This window comes from Streptomyces sp. NPDC031466 (genome assembly GCF_055581265.1).
Map to the genome: position 1 here is coordinate 646,678 of NZ_JBVIJT010000005.1, position 13,491 is coordinate 660,168.

Below are 13,491 nucleotides of genomic sequence, written 5' to 3' on the forward strand. Positions count from 1 at the left end.
GGGCGCGTGGGGGCGTGGGCGGTGCGATGCGGGCGCATTCCGAGGGGTGGTGCAATTGCACATATTAAATTGGCCCGTTGTAGGAAGGGTGTAAGTTCGGGCCTTTCCAAAACTTGTTCGGTGACACCCGTCACACGCCGCGCGCCTTGTTGCGTGCGTTGTCGCTGCGCTAAAGGGCTGTGACTCTCAGCCTCTCACCGGGGTGCGGGTGCCGCCGCCGCCCTTTGGTCATGGATCGACGGGACTTTCGTCCCCGTCGCCCTCGTCGGGCCCACCGGGGTCGTCCTCGACCGCCCCGCACCCGTCCTGGCGGGCCTGGGTGGGCTCCTGAGCGAGCCTCAGCAGTCGATGGCAGATGGGGCAGTGTCGCGTCAGATGGCGGTAGCCGGAGGCCGCCGCGAGGTGCGCGCGCAACAGGGCCCGGGTCTCGTGCCGCGCGGACGCGGAAGAAGCAGACATGCGTCACCTCCCGGGAGCCTGCCGTCGACTCCCTGATGTCCGGGGTACCGGCGGAATGTGACGCCGTCAAGACACGCGCCCGAGAACACGCCGGGGGCCGTAGAGGCCGGGTGGCCTGACATGCGAAAGACCCCGTAACCGATGCGGTTACGGGGTCTTCCTCTACTGCGGTCCTGACGGGATTTGAACCCGCGGCCTCCACCTTGACAGGGTGGCGAGCACTCCAAACTGCTCCACAGGACCTTGCTCGCGGCACTCGCTCGCGCGCTGTGCTGCGAGACAGGACTCTACAGCAGCGCAGGCCCGGCGGTCGAACTCACCCTGCGTGCCCGGGTGCTCACGGCGCCAGCGCGTCGATCGCCTTCACGATCCGCTTGTCCGAGACGGGGTACGCCGTGCCGAGCGCGTGCGCGAAGTAGCTGACGCGCAGCTCCTCGATCATCCAGCGGACGTCCAGGACCTCCTGCGGCACGGGCCGGCCCCGCGGCAGCTGTTCCAGGAGCCACAGGTACTCGTCCCGCATCTCGTGGACCTTCTCCATGCGGCTGGTGTCCCGCTGCGCGTTCGTCGGCATCTGCTGGAGCCGCCGGTCCGCCGCCATCATGTAGCGCATCAGGTCGGGCAGGCGCCGCAGCCCCGTCTCCGTCACGAAGCCCGGCTTGACGAGGGAGTCCAGCTGCTGTCGCACGTCCGCGAGGTTCGCGAGCAGCACGGGGCTCCTGGTGGACTTCAGGCGCCGCTCACAGGCCTGCCAGGCGGCGAGGACCTGCTGCACCTGCCCGACCGCCCGCACGGTCGTGTCGACGATCTCGGCGCGCACCTTGTCGAAGAGCTTGCGGTAGGACTCCTCGTCCCAGGCGGGCCCGCCGAAGTCCGCGATCAGCTTGTCCGCCGCCGCCATCGCGCAGTCGTCGAAGAGCGCCTGTATGGAGCCGTGCGGATTCGCGGACAGGGCGAGCTTCTGCTGGTTCGTCAGCTTGTCCGAGGCGAACTTGCCCGGGTTGACCGGGATGTTGCGCAGGATGAGCCGGCGGGTGCCGCGCCACATCGCCTGCCGCTGCTCCGCCTCGGTGTCGAAGAGGCGGACGGAGACGGTGTCGCCGTCGTCCACGAGGGCCGGGTAGGCCTTCACGGGCTGTCCGGCCCGCCGCGTCTCGAAGACGCGGCTGAGCGCGCCGATGCTCCAGTCCGTCAGCCCCGTGCGCTCCACGGCCGAGCCGCCCGTCCGCTCGGCGGTCGCGGCGGCGGCCTGCGAGAGCGCCTGCCGGGCCTTCGGCTTCAGCCGCAGCTTGAGCGCTTCGAGGTCCTTGTCCTCGGCGAGCTTGCGACGCCGCTCGTCGATGATCCGGAACGTGATCTTCAAGTGGTCCGGCACGCGCGTCAGATCGAAGTCGTCGGGCGAGACCGGCACCCCGACCATCCGCTGGAGCTCGCGCGCCAGCGTCACGTGCAGCGGCTCCTGCAACGGCACCGCGCGCTCCAGGAACGCCTTCGCGTAGTTCGGCGCCGGTACGTAGTTCCGCCGGATCGGCTTGGGCAGGGAGCGGATCAGCTCGATGACCACGTCCTCGCGCAGGCCCGGGATCTGCCAGTCGAAGCCCTCGTCCGTGACCTGGTTCAGGACCTGGAGCGGGATGTGGACCGTGACGCCGTCCGCGTCAGCCCCCGGCTCGAACTGGTACGTCACCTTGAACTTCAGCGGCCCCTGCCGCCACGAGTCGGGGTAGTCGTCCTTGGAGACGTCACCGGCCTTCTCGTTAATGAGCATCGACCGCTCGAAGTCGAGTAGTTCGGGCTCTTCCCGCTGCTTCTTCTTCCACCAGGAGTCGAAGTGCGCGCCGGACACGACGTCCGCCGGCACCCGCTGGTCGTAGAAGTCGAAGAGCGTCTCGTCGTCCACGAGGATGTCGCGGCGCCGGGCGCGGTGCTCCAACTCCTCGACCTCGGTGAGCAGTTTGCGGTTGGCGGCGAAGAACTTGTGGTGCGTGCGCCAGTCGCCCTCCACGAGGGCGTTGCGGATGAACAGGTCGCGGGAGACCTCGGGGTCGATCCGGCCGTAGTTCACCTTGCGGTCGGTGACGATCGGGACGCCGTACAGCGTGACCTTCTCGACCGCCATCACCGCCGCCTGGTCCTTCTCCCAGTGCGGCTCGCTGTACGTGCGCTTCAGGAGGTGCTGGGCGAGCGGCTCGACCCACTCGGGCTCGATCTTCGCGTTGACCCGGGCCCACAGCCGCGAGGTCTCCACCAGCTCGGCCGACATGATGAAGCGCGGGGGCTTCTTGAAGAGCGCCGAGCCGGGGAAGAGCGCGAACTTGGCGTTGCGGGCGCCGATGTACTCGTTGCGCCCGCCGCGCTGCTTGGGGTCACCGTCCTTGGCGGCCCTGCTGTCCTTGGACTCCTTCACGTCCTTCATCCCGATGTGGGAGAGGAGGCCGGCGAGGAGGGAGACATGGACGCGGTCGTCGGGCGCGTCCTCGTCGTTGACGTGGATGCCCAGCTGCTTGGCGACCGTACGCAGCTGCGTGTAGATGTCCTGCCATTCGCGGATGCGCAGGAAGTTCAGGTACTCCGCCTTGCACATGCGGCGGAACGACGACGAGCCGCGCTCCTTCTGCTGCTCGCGGACGTACCGCCACAGGTTCAGGTACGCGAGGAAGTCGCTGGTCTCGTCCTTGAAGCGGGCGTGCTGCTGGTCGGCCTGGGCCTGCTTCTCCGCCGGGCGCTCGCGCGGGTCCTGGATGGAGAGCGCCGCCGCGATCACCATCACCTCGCGCACGCAGCCGTTCTTGTCGGCCTCCAGGACCATCCGGGCCAGGCGCGGGTCCACCGGCAGCTGGGCGAGCTTGCGGCCCTGCTGCGTGAGCCGCTTCTTCGGGTCCTTCTGGGTGGGGTCCAGCGCGCCCAGCTCGTGCAGGAGCTGGACGCCGTCGCGGATGTTGCGGTGGTCCGGCGGGTCGATGAAGGGGAACTTCTCGATGTCGCCGAGCCCGGCCGCGGTCATCTGGAGGATGACGGAGGCGAGGTTCGTGCGCAGGATCTCCGCGTCCGTGAACTCCGGCCGGGAGAGGAAGTCGTCCTCGCTGTAGAGCCGGATGCAGATGCCGTCCGACGTACGGCCGCAGCGGCCCTTGCGCTGGTTGGCGCTGGCCTGGCTGATCGCCTCGATGGGCAGCCGCTGCACCTTCGTGCGGTGGCTGTAGCGGGAGATGCGGGCCGTGCCGGGGTCGATCACGTATTTGATGCCCGGCACGGTCAGCGACGTCTCGGCGACGTTCGTGGCGAGGACGATCCGTCTGCCCGTGTGCTGCTGGAAGACGCGGTGCTGCTCGGCGTGCGAGAGCCGTGCGTACAGGGGGAGGACCTCGGTGAACCGGTAGTTCTTCTTGTTCAGCGCGTCCGCCGTGTCGCGGATCTCGCGCTCCCCGGAGAGGAAGACGAGGATGTCGCCCTTGCCCTCGGCCTGGAGCTCCTCGACGGCGTCGGTGATCGCGGTGATCTGATCGCGGTCGGAGTCGTCCGAGTCCTCTTCGAGGAGCGGGCGGTAGCGCACCTCCACCGGGAAGGTCCGGCCGCTGACCTCGACGATCGGGGCGTCCCCGAAGTGCCGCGAGAAGCGCTCGGGGTCGATGGTCGCCGAGGTGATGACGACCTTCAGGTCCGGGCGCCTGGGCAGCAGCTGGGCGAGGTAGCCGAGCAGGAAGTCGATGTTGAGCGAGCGCTCGTGCGCCTCGTCGATGATGATCGTGTCGTACGCCCGCAGCTCGCGGTCCGTCTGGATCTCGGCCAGCAGGATGCCGTCCGTCATCAGCTTGATGAACGTCCCGTCCGGGTTCACCTGGTCCGTGAAGCGGACCCTCCAGCCGACGGCCTCGCCCAGCGGCGTGTCCATCTCCTCGGCGACGCGCTCGGCGACCGTACGGGCCGCGATGCGGCGCGGCTGGGTGTGGCCGATCATGCCGCGCACGCCCCGGCCCAGCTCCAGGCAGATCTTGGGGATCTGCGTGGTCTTGCCGGAACCGGTCTCGCCCGCGACGATCACGACCTGGTGGTCGCGGATCGCCTCGGCGATGTCGTCCTTCTTCTGGCTGACCGGGAGCTGCTCGGGATAGGTGATCGCGGGCACGCGGGAGCCGCGCTCGGCCATCCGCGCCTCGGCCTTCTCCACGTCCGCCGCGATCTCGGCGAGGACGGCGGCACGGGCCTCGGGCTTGCGGACGCGGCGGGCACCCTCCAGCCGGCGCCCGATCCGGTGCTCGTCGCGCAGCGAGAGCTCGGTCAGGCGGGGGGCGAGGGTGTCGAGGGTGAGGGCGGGCTGCGTAGACATACGCCGTCCAGGATCTCACCCGCCGCTCCGCAGTGGCGAACCGATTTCCCTCCCGAGGTGTCCCGGCACGTACGATTCCGGGCATGTTGTCCGGTGCGCGTACGCCGTGGGGCCCCTTGCTCGGGGTCCTGCTGGTCGTGCTCGGGGTGTGCTGCGGGCCAGCCCGGGCGGCGGAACCGGCGACGAAGCCGGTGGCGGAACAGACGGCGACGGTGCGGGCCGGGGACTCCACCGGGGCGCCCGGCTGCGGCCAGGGGGATCCACGGGAGACCGGGCAGCCGCCTGCCGCCCCGCCGCGCCCCACGTCCGCGTACGAGCTGCTGCCCGCCCTGCACCAGGCCCATGCCGCGTCCGGCGGGTGGGGCGCCGAGCAGACGGTGCCGTCGCCGGCACCGGAGCGCGGGCCGCCGCCCCTCGCGCCGCCCTCTCCCCTCGATCTCTCGATCCTGCGCGTGTAGAGGCCCCCGCCCGGGGCCCCTTCAACGACGTACAGGAACAGAGAGAACTCCCTGATGCCCGAGAACGACAACAACAAAAAGAAGCACATCGCCATCGGCGCGGGCGTGGCCCTCGCCGCGCTGCTGCTCGGCGCCGCCTCCTACAGCGCGACCAAGCCGGACGAGCCCTCGTCGGCCGGCGCGCGGGAGGGGTCGTCCGGCACGTCCGCCGAGTCGCGGGCCGGGGTCCACCCCGAGCTGGAGAAGCTCGCCCGCCGCGCCGCCGGGGACCCGCTCGCGCGGGGCCGCGCGGACGCGCCCGTCGTGCTGGTCGAGTACGCCGACTTCAAGTGTGGCTTCTGCGGGAAGTTCGCCCGCGACACCGAGCCGGGCCTCGTGAAGAAGTACGTGGACAAGGGCGTCCTGCGCATCGAGTGGCGCAACTTCCCGATCTTCGGTGAGGACTCCGAGCGGGCCGCGCGCGGCGCGTGGGCGGCGGGCAGGCAGGGCCGCTTCTGGCAGTTCCACGAGGCCGCGTACGCCGAGGGGGCCAAGGAGAAGGGCTTCGGCGACGACCGGCTCAAGGAGCTGGCGAAAGAGGCGGGGGTCGAGGACATCGGCCGCTTCGTGCGCGACACCGGCGGCGACGCCGCCGAGGCGGCCGTGCAGAAGGACCAGGAGGAGGCGTACGGCCTCGGCGCCACCTCCACGCCCTCCTTCCTGGTCAACGGCAGGCCCATCGCGGGCGCGCAGCCGGACGAGGTCTTCGCCCAGGCGATCGAGGCGGCCGCCGAGGAGGCCGGCCCGGCCCGTGGCAGGGGTGGTTCCCGGTGACCGCCGACGTGGGGTACTTCGCCGCCTTTCTGGGCGGGCTGCTCGCCCTGGTCAGTCCGTGCAGCGCGCTGCTGCTGCCCGCCTTCTTCGCGTACTCGATCGACTCCGCCTCCCGGCTCGTCGCACGGACCGGCATCTTCTACGCGGGACTCGCCACCACCCTGGTCCCACTGGGCGCGGCCGGGTCCTACGCGGGGCGTTTCTTCTTCGGCCACCGCGACCAGCTGGTGCTCGTCGCCGGGTGGCTGATCATCGGGCTCGGGGTGCTCCAGGTGGTGGGGATGGGGTTCGCCTCGCGCCGCATGGCGCAGCTGTCGGGGCGCATCCGGCCGACGACCGCCTTCTCCGTGTACGCGCTGGGCGCGGTGTACGGGCTCGCCGGCTTCTGCGCCGGGCCGATCCTCGGCAGCGTCCTGACGGTCGCGGCGGTCAGCGGGAGCCCGGTGTACGGCGGGCTGCTGCTCTCGGTCTACGCCCTGGGCATGGCCGTGCCGCTCTTCGTCCTCGCGCTGCTCTGGGAGCGGTTCGACCTGGGGCGGCGGGCGTGGCTGCGCGGGCGGGCCTTCCGGCTGGGCCGGTTCGAACTGCACACGACCTCGCTGCTGTCCGGGCTCTTCTTCATCGGCCTCGGGGCCCTCTTCCTCGCCTACGACGGGACGACCGCGCTGCCCGGTCTGCTGGACGTGGACGATTCGTTCGCGGTGGAGCGGTGGGCCGGGGGTGTGGGCAGGGCGGTGCCGGACACCGTGCTGCTGATCGGGGTCGTGGTGCTGGTGGGGGCGGTGTGCGCGGTGCGGGGGTGGCGGCGACGGGGGAGGTCCGTTTCGTCAGCGGCTGAGTGAGTGGTGCGGGTATGCGTGGTTTAGCGTGTTCGTATGCCTGATCATGAGCCGGGAGAGCAGAGTCAGCAGGGGGCGCACCCCCACGGCGCGCACGGGCGGGTCCCCACCCGCGGAGAGCGGTGGGCGTCCTTCAAGGAGTCGCCCTTCCTGCCGGCGCTCGTGCTGGTCTTCATCCTGGCGGCCGCGGCGGGGCTCTTCGCGGGTTCGTACACGTATTCCATGGCGAACCCCACGCCCCACCACGTGCCCACGGCGGTGGTCGGGTCGCCGGACAACGCGCGCGGCAAGGCCTTCCTCGACGGCATGGAGAAGGCGCTGAACGCCTCGCTGGAGGTGCGGCGGTACGACGACGTCGCCGGGGCCCGGCGGGACGTGGAGGAGCAGAAGGTCTTCGCGATCCTCGACGTGGGCGAGGACAAGGTGACCCTGGACGTGTCGGGGGCGTCCGGGGCCTCGGTCGCGCAGGTGCTCGCGGAGACCGCGCCGAAGGTGGGCGAGAAGGTCGGGGTCCCGGTCACGGTGAAGGACATCAAGCCGTTGCAGGAGGGCGACCCGAGGGGGCTCGCGATCTTCTACATCTCGCTGGCGGCGGTGATCATCGGCTTCGTCGGGGCGATCCAGCTGAGCGTGCACGCGCGGGGGCTGAATCCGGCGGAGCGGATCGGGTTCACGGCGCTGTACGCGCTGCTCGGGGCGTTCGTCATCGCGGCGGTCGTCGACTGGTGGCTGGGGGCGGTGGATCTGCCGTTCGTGGAGTCGTGGCTGATCCTGGCGCTGACGCTGTTCGCGTCCGGGATGGTCTTCACCATGTTCAACACGCTGTTCGGGCGGTGGGCGATGCTGCCGACGTGGGGGCTGATGGTGCTGCTCGGGAACCCGTCGTCCGGGGGCGCGGTGTCCTGGCCGCTGCTGCCGTCCGTGCTGGGGCACATCGGGCAGTGGCTGCCGCCGGGGGCGTCGGTCAACGCGCAGCACACGGCGGTGTACTTCGGCGGGCACCAGCACGCGTTCCCGTTCCTGGTGCTCGGGGGCTGGGCGCTGGTGGCCTCGGCGGTGTTCTGGGTGTGGCGGCACCGCCATCCGGGGGGCCGGGCGGGGACCGCGGCCCATGCGGGCAAGCCCGCGTAGGAGTGTCCGGGAACGCCGAAGGCCCCGTCCAGGGACGGGGCCTTCGGGGAAGTGGCTGGGGCCGGGATCGAACCGGCGACCTATCGCTTTTCAGGCGATCGCTCGTACCAACTGAGCTACCCAGCCACGCGATCCGCGTGGAATCGCAAGCGGTCCTGACGGGATTTGAACCCGCGGCCTCCACCTTGACAGGGTGGCGAGCACTCCAAACTGCTCCACAGGACCAAGCAATGTGCGAGCACCAGTCTCGCACATGGTGTTGCGTGCCCCCAACGGGATTCGAACCCGTGCTACCGCCTTGAAAGGGCGGCGTCCTGGGCCACTAGACGATGAGGGCTAAGGGCCCACCTGGGCGCTTTGCAGCGCGTCGGGGACGTGAGAAGCATATGGGATGCGGGGAGGTATCGCCAAAACGGTTATCCGGGGGCCGGGGAGCGTGCCCCGGCGGAGCGCTCGGGAGAGGCGCCGGGGGTCCTCCGGGAGGGAGCCGTCGGGGAGGGGCTCGCGCCGGGCTGGTTCTCCTTGGGCAGGTGTCGGCTGACCTCCGCCTTCGTCAGGCCCAGTCCCCCCAGCTTGATCTCGTCCCAGGCCTGCAGCCGTTTGGTCGTACGGTCCAGGTACAGGACGGAGGCCTCGACCGGGTCGGGGTACTTGCCCTCGACCGCGCGCAGTCCGCTGCCGCCCGTCGAGCCCTCGACGCGCAGCCGTGTGCCGCCGTCCAGGACCTCCATCTGCTGGTGGTGGACGTGCCCCGCGAGGGCCAGCGGGACCTCGCCGTCCGTCTCGCGCGCGGCCGTCGGGTTGTGCGCGATCGCCACGTCGACCGGGGTGCCGGCGGCCCGTTCGGCGCGCAGGGCCGACGCGAGGCGGATGCCGGCCATGTGCTGGACCGTGTCGCCGCCGGTCTTCTCCGAACGGTCGGGCGTGTACTGCGGGTCGCCGATCCCGGCGAGGCGCAGACCGGCGACGGTCGCGGCCCTGCCGTCGTCCAGGACGTGCACGTTCTTGAAGCGTTCCAGATAGCGCTGGGTGGTGAACGAGTCGTGGTTGCCGCGCACCCACACGTAGGGGGCGCCCAGGTCCTCGATCGGGTCCAGGAAGCCGTTCTCGGCCGCCGTGCCGTGGTCCATCGTGTCCCCGGAATCGACGATGACGTCGATGTCGTACTGCTCGACGAGCGAGGCGATGATCTTCCAGCTCGCCGGGTTCAGATGGATGTCGGAGACGTGCAGGAGCCGCATGGTGGTGGGGTCCGGCTGGTAGGCGGGCAGTGAGGACGTCACGTCGTAGAGCTTGGTGACGTTGGTGACCAGGCGGGCCAACTCCTGCTGGTAGACGTCGAATTCGGTGACGATGCTGCGGGCGTTGCCGACCACGGAGGGCGCGCTGCTGAGCAGGCCGGAGAACTTGGGCTCCAGGACCGACTTCGGGTTCCAGGTGGCGTACGCGGCCGTGCCCGACGCCGCGAGCAGGGCGAGCGCCAGACCGCCCGCCGCGAGCGCGCGGCGCGGGCGGCGGTAGACGGCGAGGCCGAGCGCGGTGGCGCCGGACACGACGGCCACGCAGGAGCGCACGGCGAGGTCGAGCGTGCCGTGGCCGACGTCGCGGGCGACCTCGTCCTGGAGGCCGGCGAGCCGCTCGGGGTGGTCGACCAGGGCCTGGGAGCGGACCGGGTCGAGGCGGTCCACGTCGACGTCGAGACGGATGGGCGCGGTGTGGGAGCGCAGTTCCAGGGCGCCGAGCGGTGAGACGTTGATCTTCGTGCCGCCGGTCAGGGACGGGCGGAGCGTCATGCGGGTGTCCATGGGGCCCACCGGCGCGCGCACGCTGCCGACGATCAGCAGACCGAGCCAGGCGCCGACGAGCACGACCGTGACGAGGCCGAGGGCGCGGGCGTAGGGGCGGGTCGGTTCGCCGATCGCCCGGGCGCGGCGGCGGCCCACGCGGGCGGCGACCGCCCGTCGCAGCCCTCGGGGAACGACCGTGAAGGCGCGTGCCATTGGTCCCGTATGCCCAAGGCGGGCGCGGGGTATGCCGGGACGGGGACGGGGGCGTGGCCGACAATGGGGGTGTGCTGGAGATGACGCGCGAGGAGTTCGAGGAACTGGTCGGCGAGGCTCTCGACCGGATTCCGCCGGAGTTGACGCGGCTGATGGACAACGTGGCCGTCTTTGTCGAGGACGAGCCGCCCTCCGACGATCCCGAGCTGCTCGGGCTGTACGAGGGCACGCCGCTGACCGACCGCGGCGAGTGGTACGCGGGTGTCCTGCCGGACCGCATCACCATCTACCGGGGGCCCACGCTCCGGATGTGCGAGTCGCGGGAGGACGTGGTCGCCGAGACGGAGATCACGGTGGTGCACGAGGTGGCGCACCACTTCGGGATCGACGACGCGCGGCTGCATGCGCTCGGGTACGGGTGAGGCGGGTGGCCGTTCAGGGGGCGCGGGGCGCCTGCCCGGAGGGCGGGGTCATCGGCGTGGGCATGACGTCCGTGTCTTCTCGTGTGCCACGGGAGTTGGGCAGGGCGTCTTGATTCTCGGCGCCTCAGGAGGTGCTCGGCCGTGCGTCATTTGTACGTTTCCGTGCGTTGGGCCGCGGTCGCGGTGGCCGTCGCGGCGAGCGCGGGGTGCATGAGCATCGGGGACGACGGGAACGCGCCGCGGCCCGGGCACTCGGCCGGCGAACACGGCGGGGCGGCCGCCTCCGACGGCAAACCGGCGGCCGGGGACGACGCCGCGTCGGGAGGCGAGCGCGGGCAGGGCCGGGACAAGGGGAAGGCCAAGGGCAAACGCAAGGGCAAGGGCAAGGGCGGCAAGAGCGGCGGGGGTTCGGCGGGCGACGGTCCGGCCCTGGGCGGCGGAAGGCCCTTGGAGACCGTCGCCGCCACGGCCACCGCGATGCCGCCGAAGCCGGGTGGTCCCGGCAGGCCCGCGACGACGCGGCCGAAGCCGACCCCGACGCGGTCGAGCGAGGAGCCGGAGCCGCCGAAGCCCACGCCCACGCCGACCCCGGAACCCACCACCCCGGAGCCCTCCTCCTCGGCGCACGAGGGCGGCCAGGGCGCTCAGCTGGAACGGCGGAACGCGCTGATCGCCGAGCGCGAGCCGTCGCCCGAGGCGGGCCCGCTGTGACTGTCGTGCACATGGTCATGGGTGGGGGTGGGAAACACGTATGCCCAGGTGGGAGGGGGTGAGGCGGAGGCGGTTTGCCATATGGGCCAGGGGGTGCGTATGGTAGTAGATCGTTTGATACCAATTGCCCGGCGCCGACACAGAAGAGCGCCGCGTGGCGCGTACTCTCCCTTGCCGTGGCTGACCGCATCGAGGCGGTCCATTGCGAAATCACGGAGTTGACGGGCGCGTGCCGAGACTCCGGAAGGTTTCGCATTTCGCATGTCCATTTTCAGTTCTGACCACATCGTCCTGCCCGAGAACGAGATCGCCGAGGCCGTTGAGGCCATCGGCGGCGTCGAGACCGTCGACGCCCCGGCCGCGGTCGTAGAGGCGCCGGCGCAGGCCCCTGCGGCCACCGAGGCCCCGGAAATCACCGAGGTCGCCGAGGTCGTCGAGATCGCCGGTTCCGAGGACGTCGCCGAGGCCGCTGCCGACACGGACGCCGCCCCTGAGGCCGCCGCCGACGCCGAGCCCGAGATGACCTTCACGGACCTCGGTCTGCCCGAGGGCATCGTCCGCAAGCTCGCGCAGAACGGTGTGACCACGCCCTTCCCGATCCAGGCCGCGACCATCCCGGACGCCCTGGCCGGCAAGGACATCCTCGGCCGCGGCCGCACCGGCTCCGGCAAGACCCTCTCCTTCGGCCTGCCGATGCTGGCGACCCTCGCCGAGGGCGGCCGCACCGAGAAGAAGAAGCCCCGCGGCGTCATCCTCACCCCGACCCGCGAGCTCGCGATGCAGGTCGCGGACGCCCTCCAGCCTTACGGTGACGTCCTCGGCCTGAAGATGAAGGTCGTCTGCGGCGGTACGTCCATGGGCAACCAGATCTACGCCCTGGAGCGCGGTGTCGACATCCTCGTCGCCACGCCGGGCCGACTGCGCGACATCATCAGCCGTGGCGCCTGCTCCCTGGAGAACACCCAGATCGCGGTGCTCGACGAGGCCGACCAGATGTCCGACCTGGGCTTCCTGCCCGAGGTCACCGAGCTGCTCGACCAGGTTCCGTCCGGCGGCCAGCGCATGCTGTTCTCGGCCACGATGGAGAACGAGATCTCCACGCTGGTCAAGCGCTACCTGACCAACCCGGTGACGCACGAGGTCGACAGCGCCCAGGGCAACGTCACGACCATGACGCACCACATCCTGATCGTGAAGCCCCGCGACAAGGCGCCCGTCACGGCCGCCATCGCCGCGCGCAAGGGCCGCACGATCATCTTCGTCCGCACCCAGCTGGGCGCCGACCGCATCGCCGAGCAGCTCTGCGACTCCGGTGTGAAGGCCGACGCGCTGCACGGCGGCATGACGCAGGGTGCCCGCACCCGCGTCCTGGAGGACTTCAAGAAGGGCTACGTCAACGCCCTCGTCGCCACCGACGTCGCCGCGCGCGGCATCCACGTGGACGGCATCGACCTGGTCCTGAACGTGGACCCGGCCGGCGACCACAAGGACTACCTGCACCGCTCGGGCCGTACGGCCCGCGCCGGCCGCAGCGGCACCGTGGTCTCCCTCTCCCTGCCGCACCAGCGCCGCCAGATCTTCCGCCTGATGGAGGACGCGGGCGTCGACGCCACGCGCCACATCATCAACGGCGGCGGCACCTTCGACCCGGAGGTCGCCGAGATCACCGGCGCCCGTTCCATGACCGAGGTGCAGGCCGACTCCGCGGGCAACGCGGCGACCCAGGCCGAGCGCGAGGTCAAGGAGCTGACCAAGGAGCTGGAGCGCGCCACCCGCCGCGCCGCCGAGCTGCGCGAGGAGGCCGACCGCCTCACCGCGCGTGCCGCCCGCGAGCGCGGCGAGGACCCGGAGGTCGCGGTCGCCGAGGCGGCCGCCGCCGCGGAGGCCGTCGTCGAGGCCGCCGTCGCGTCGGTCCCCGAGCAGCCCACCGCCGAGCGCGTCGAGCGCCCGGCCCGCGAGGAGCGCTCCTCCTCGTACGAGAACCGCCGTCCGCAGCGTGACGAGCGCGGCAACTACGAGCGGGACCGCCGGGGCGACCGTGGCGGTGACCGCGGTGGCTTCAACCGTGACGACCGCGGTGGCGACCGTGGCGGCCGTTCCTTCGAGCGCCGTGACGACAACCGTGGCGGCGGCTTCAACCGCGACCGTCGTGACGACAACCGTGGCGGTGGCTTCCGTCGCGACGACAACCGCGGTGGCGGCTTCAACCGTGACCGTCGTGACGAGCGTCCCTCGGGTGGCGACCGTGGCGGCCGTTCCTTCGAGCGCCGTGACGACAACCGTGGCGGCGGCTTCAACCGCGACCGTCGTGACGACAACCGTGGCGGTGGC

At 71.1% G+C, this 13,491-nt stretch carries 10 protein-coding genes and 4 tRNA genes; 7 read left to right on the forward strand and 7 right to left on the reverse strand.

Going from position 1 to position 13,491, the window contains the following annotated elements; genetic code table 11:
• Nucleotides 1–228 precede the first annotated feature (228 nt).
• The 3 genes from ACZ5GP_RS15015 to hrpA all read right to left on the reverse strand — a co-directional run bounded on the left by ACZ5GP_RS15015 (nt 229) and on the right by hrpA (nt 4,786).
• Nucleotides 229–459 (reverse strand): DUF6274 family protein, encoded by a 231-nt coding sequence (locus ACZ5GP_RS15015; RefSeq protein ID WP_468751235.1) that lies wholly within the window; start codon nt 457–459, stop codon nt 229–231.
• 168 nt (nt 460–627) lie between these two features.
• Nucleotides 628–702 (reverse strand) — tRNA-Asp (locus ACZ5GP_RS15020).
• A gap of 94 nt (nt 703–796) precedes the next feature.
• A complete protein-coding gene (gene hrpA, locus ACZ5GP_RS15025) occupies nt 797–4,786 on the reverse strand; it encodes an ATP-dependent RNA helicase HrpA (protein WP_468751236.1) in 3,990 nt (1,329 codons plus the stop codon).
• 83 nt (nt 4,787–4,869) lie between these two features.
• On the opposite strand from hrpA, the gene ACZ5GP_RS15030 reads away from it, so the two are divergent.
• Genes ACZ5GP_RS15030 through ACZ5GP_RS15045 form a run of 4 tightly spaced genes read left to right on the forward strand, consistent with a single transcriptional unit; the run spans nt 4,870 to nt 8,027 of the window.
• Complete coding sequence (locus tag ACZ5GP_RS15030) at nt 4,870–5,244, forward strand: hypothetical protein (RefSeq protein ID WP_468751237.1); 375 nt, start codon at nt 4,870–4,872, stop codon at nt 5,242–5,244.
• Nucleotides 5,245–5,298: 54 nt separating this feature from the next.
• On the forward strand, nt 5,299–6,057 hold the full coding sequence (locus tag ACZ5GP_RS15035) for a DsbA family protein (protein WP_468751238.1): 759 nt from the start codon (nt 5,299–5,301) through the stop codon (nt 6,055–6,057).
• Nucleotides 6,054–6,899, forward strand: coding sequence for a cytochrome c biogenesis CcdA family protein (locus tag ACZ5GP_RS15040; RefSeq protein WP_468751239.1), 846 nt, complete (start codon nt 6,054–6,056; stop codon nt 6,897–6,899). The genes ACZ5GP_RS15035 and ACZ5GP_RS15040 overlap by 4 nt, the downstream gene beginning before the upstream one ends.
• A 33-nt stretch (nt 6,900–6,932) precedes the next feature.
• Nucleotides 6,933–8,027, forward strand: a complete 1,095-nt coding sequence (locus ACZ5GP_RS15045; RefSeq protein ID WP_468751240.1) for an ABC-2 transporter permease — start codon at nt 6,933–6,935, stop codon at nt 8,025–8,027.
• 52 nt (nt 8,028–8,079) lie between these two features.
• Here the strand turns inward: ACZ5GP_RS15045 and ACZ5GP_RS15050 are convergent.
• From ACZ5GP_RS15050 to ACZ5GP_RS15065, 4 genes are all read right to left on the reverse strand, one after another.
• A tRNA-Phe gene (locus ACZ5GP_RS15050) sits at nt 8,080–8,153 on the reverse strand.
• Between the two features lie 24 nt (nt 8,154–8,177).
• A tRNA-Asp gene (locus ACZ5GP_RS15055) sits at nt 8,178–8,252 on the reverse strand.
• A 39-nt stretch (nt 8,253–8,291) separates the two neighbouring features.
• Nucleotides 8,292–8,364: transfer RNA gene (locus ACZ5GP_RS15060), tRNA-Glu, on the reverse strand.
• A gap of 79 nt (nt 8,365–8,443) precedes the next feature.
• Entirely contained in the window at nt 8,444–10,027 is a 1,584-nt protein-coding gene (locus tag ACZ5GP_RS15065; RefSeq protein WP_468751241.1) for a metallophosphoesterase family protein, read from the reverse strand.
• Nucleotides 10,028–10,098: 71 nt separating this feature from the next.
• Between ACZ5GP_RS15065 and ACZ5GP_RS15070 the strand changes: the two genes are divergently transcribed.
• The 3 genes from ACZ5GP_RS15070 to ACZ5GP_RS15080 all read left to right on the forward strand — a co-directional run.
• Entirely contained in the window at nt 10,099–10,449 is a 351-nt protein-coding gene (locus ACZ5GP_RS15070) for a metallopeptidase family protein (protein ID WP_358585451.1), read from the forward strand.
• A 210-nt stretch (nt 10,450–10,659) separates the two neighbouring features.
• Nucleotides 10,660–11,160 carry a hypothetical protein gene (locus ACZ5GP_RS15075; RefSeq protein ID WP_468751242.1) on the forward strand — a complete coding sequence of 167 codons (501 nt, stop codon included), beginning with the start codon at nt 10,660–10,662 and terminating at the stop codon, nt 11,158–11,160.
• Nucleotides 11,161–11,421: 261 nt separating this feature from the next.
• The coding region (locus tag ACZ5GP_RS15080) for a DEAD/DEAH box helicase (RefSeq protein ID WP_468751243.1) at nt 11,422–13,491 on the forward strand (2,070 nt) is incomplete at its 3' end.

Coding starts and splice junctions, on each gene's coding strand:
- ACZ5GP_RS15015 (WP_468751235.1), bottom strand. CDS start 459: ATGTCTGCTTCTTCCGCGTCCGCGCGGCACGAGACCCGGGCCCTGTTG.
- hrpA (WP_468751236.1), bottom strand. CDS start 4,786: ATGTCTACGCAGCCCGCCCTCACCCTCGACACCCTCGCCCCCCGCCTG.
- ACZ5GP_RS15030 (WP_468751237.1), top strand. CDS start 4,870: ATGTTGTCCGGTGCGCGTACGCCGTGGGGCCCCTTGCTCGGGGTCCTG.
- ACZ5GP_RS15035 (WP_468751238.1), top strand. CDS start 5,299: ATGCCCGAGAACGACAACAACAAAAAGAAGCACATCGCCATCGGCGCG.
- ACZ5GP_RS15045 (WP_468751240.1), top strand. CDS start 6,933: ATGCCTGATCATGAGCCGGGAGAGCAGAGTCAGCAGGGGGCGCACCCC.
- ACZ5GP_RS15065 (WP_468751241.1), bottom strand. CDS start 10,027: ATGGCACGCGCCTTCACGGTCGTTCCCCGAGGGCTGCGACGGGCGGTC.
- ACZ5GP_RS15075 (WP_468751242.1), top strand. CDS start 10,660: ATGAGCATCGGGGACGACGGGAACGCGCCGCGGCCCGGGCACTCGGCC.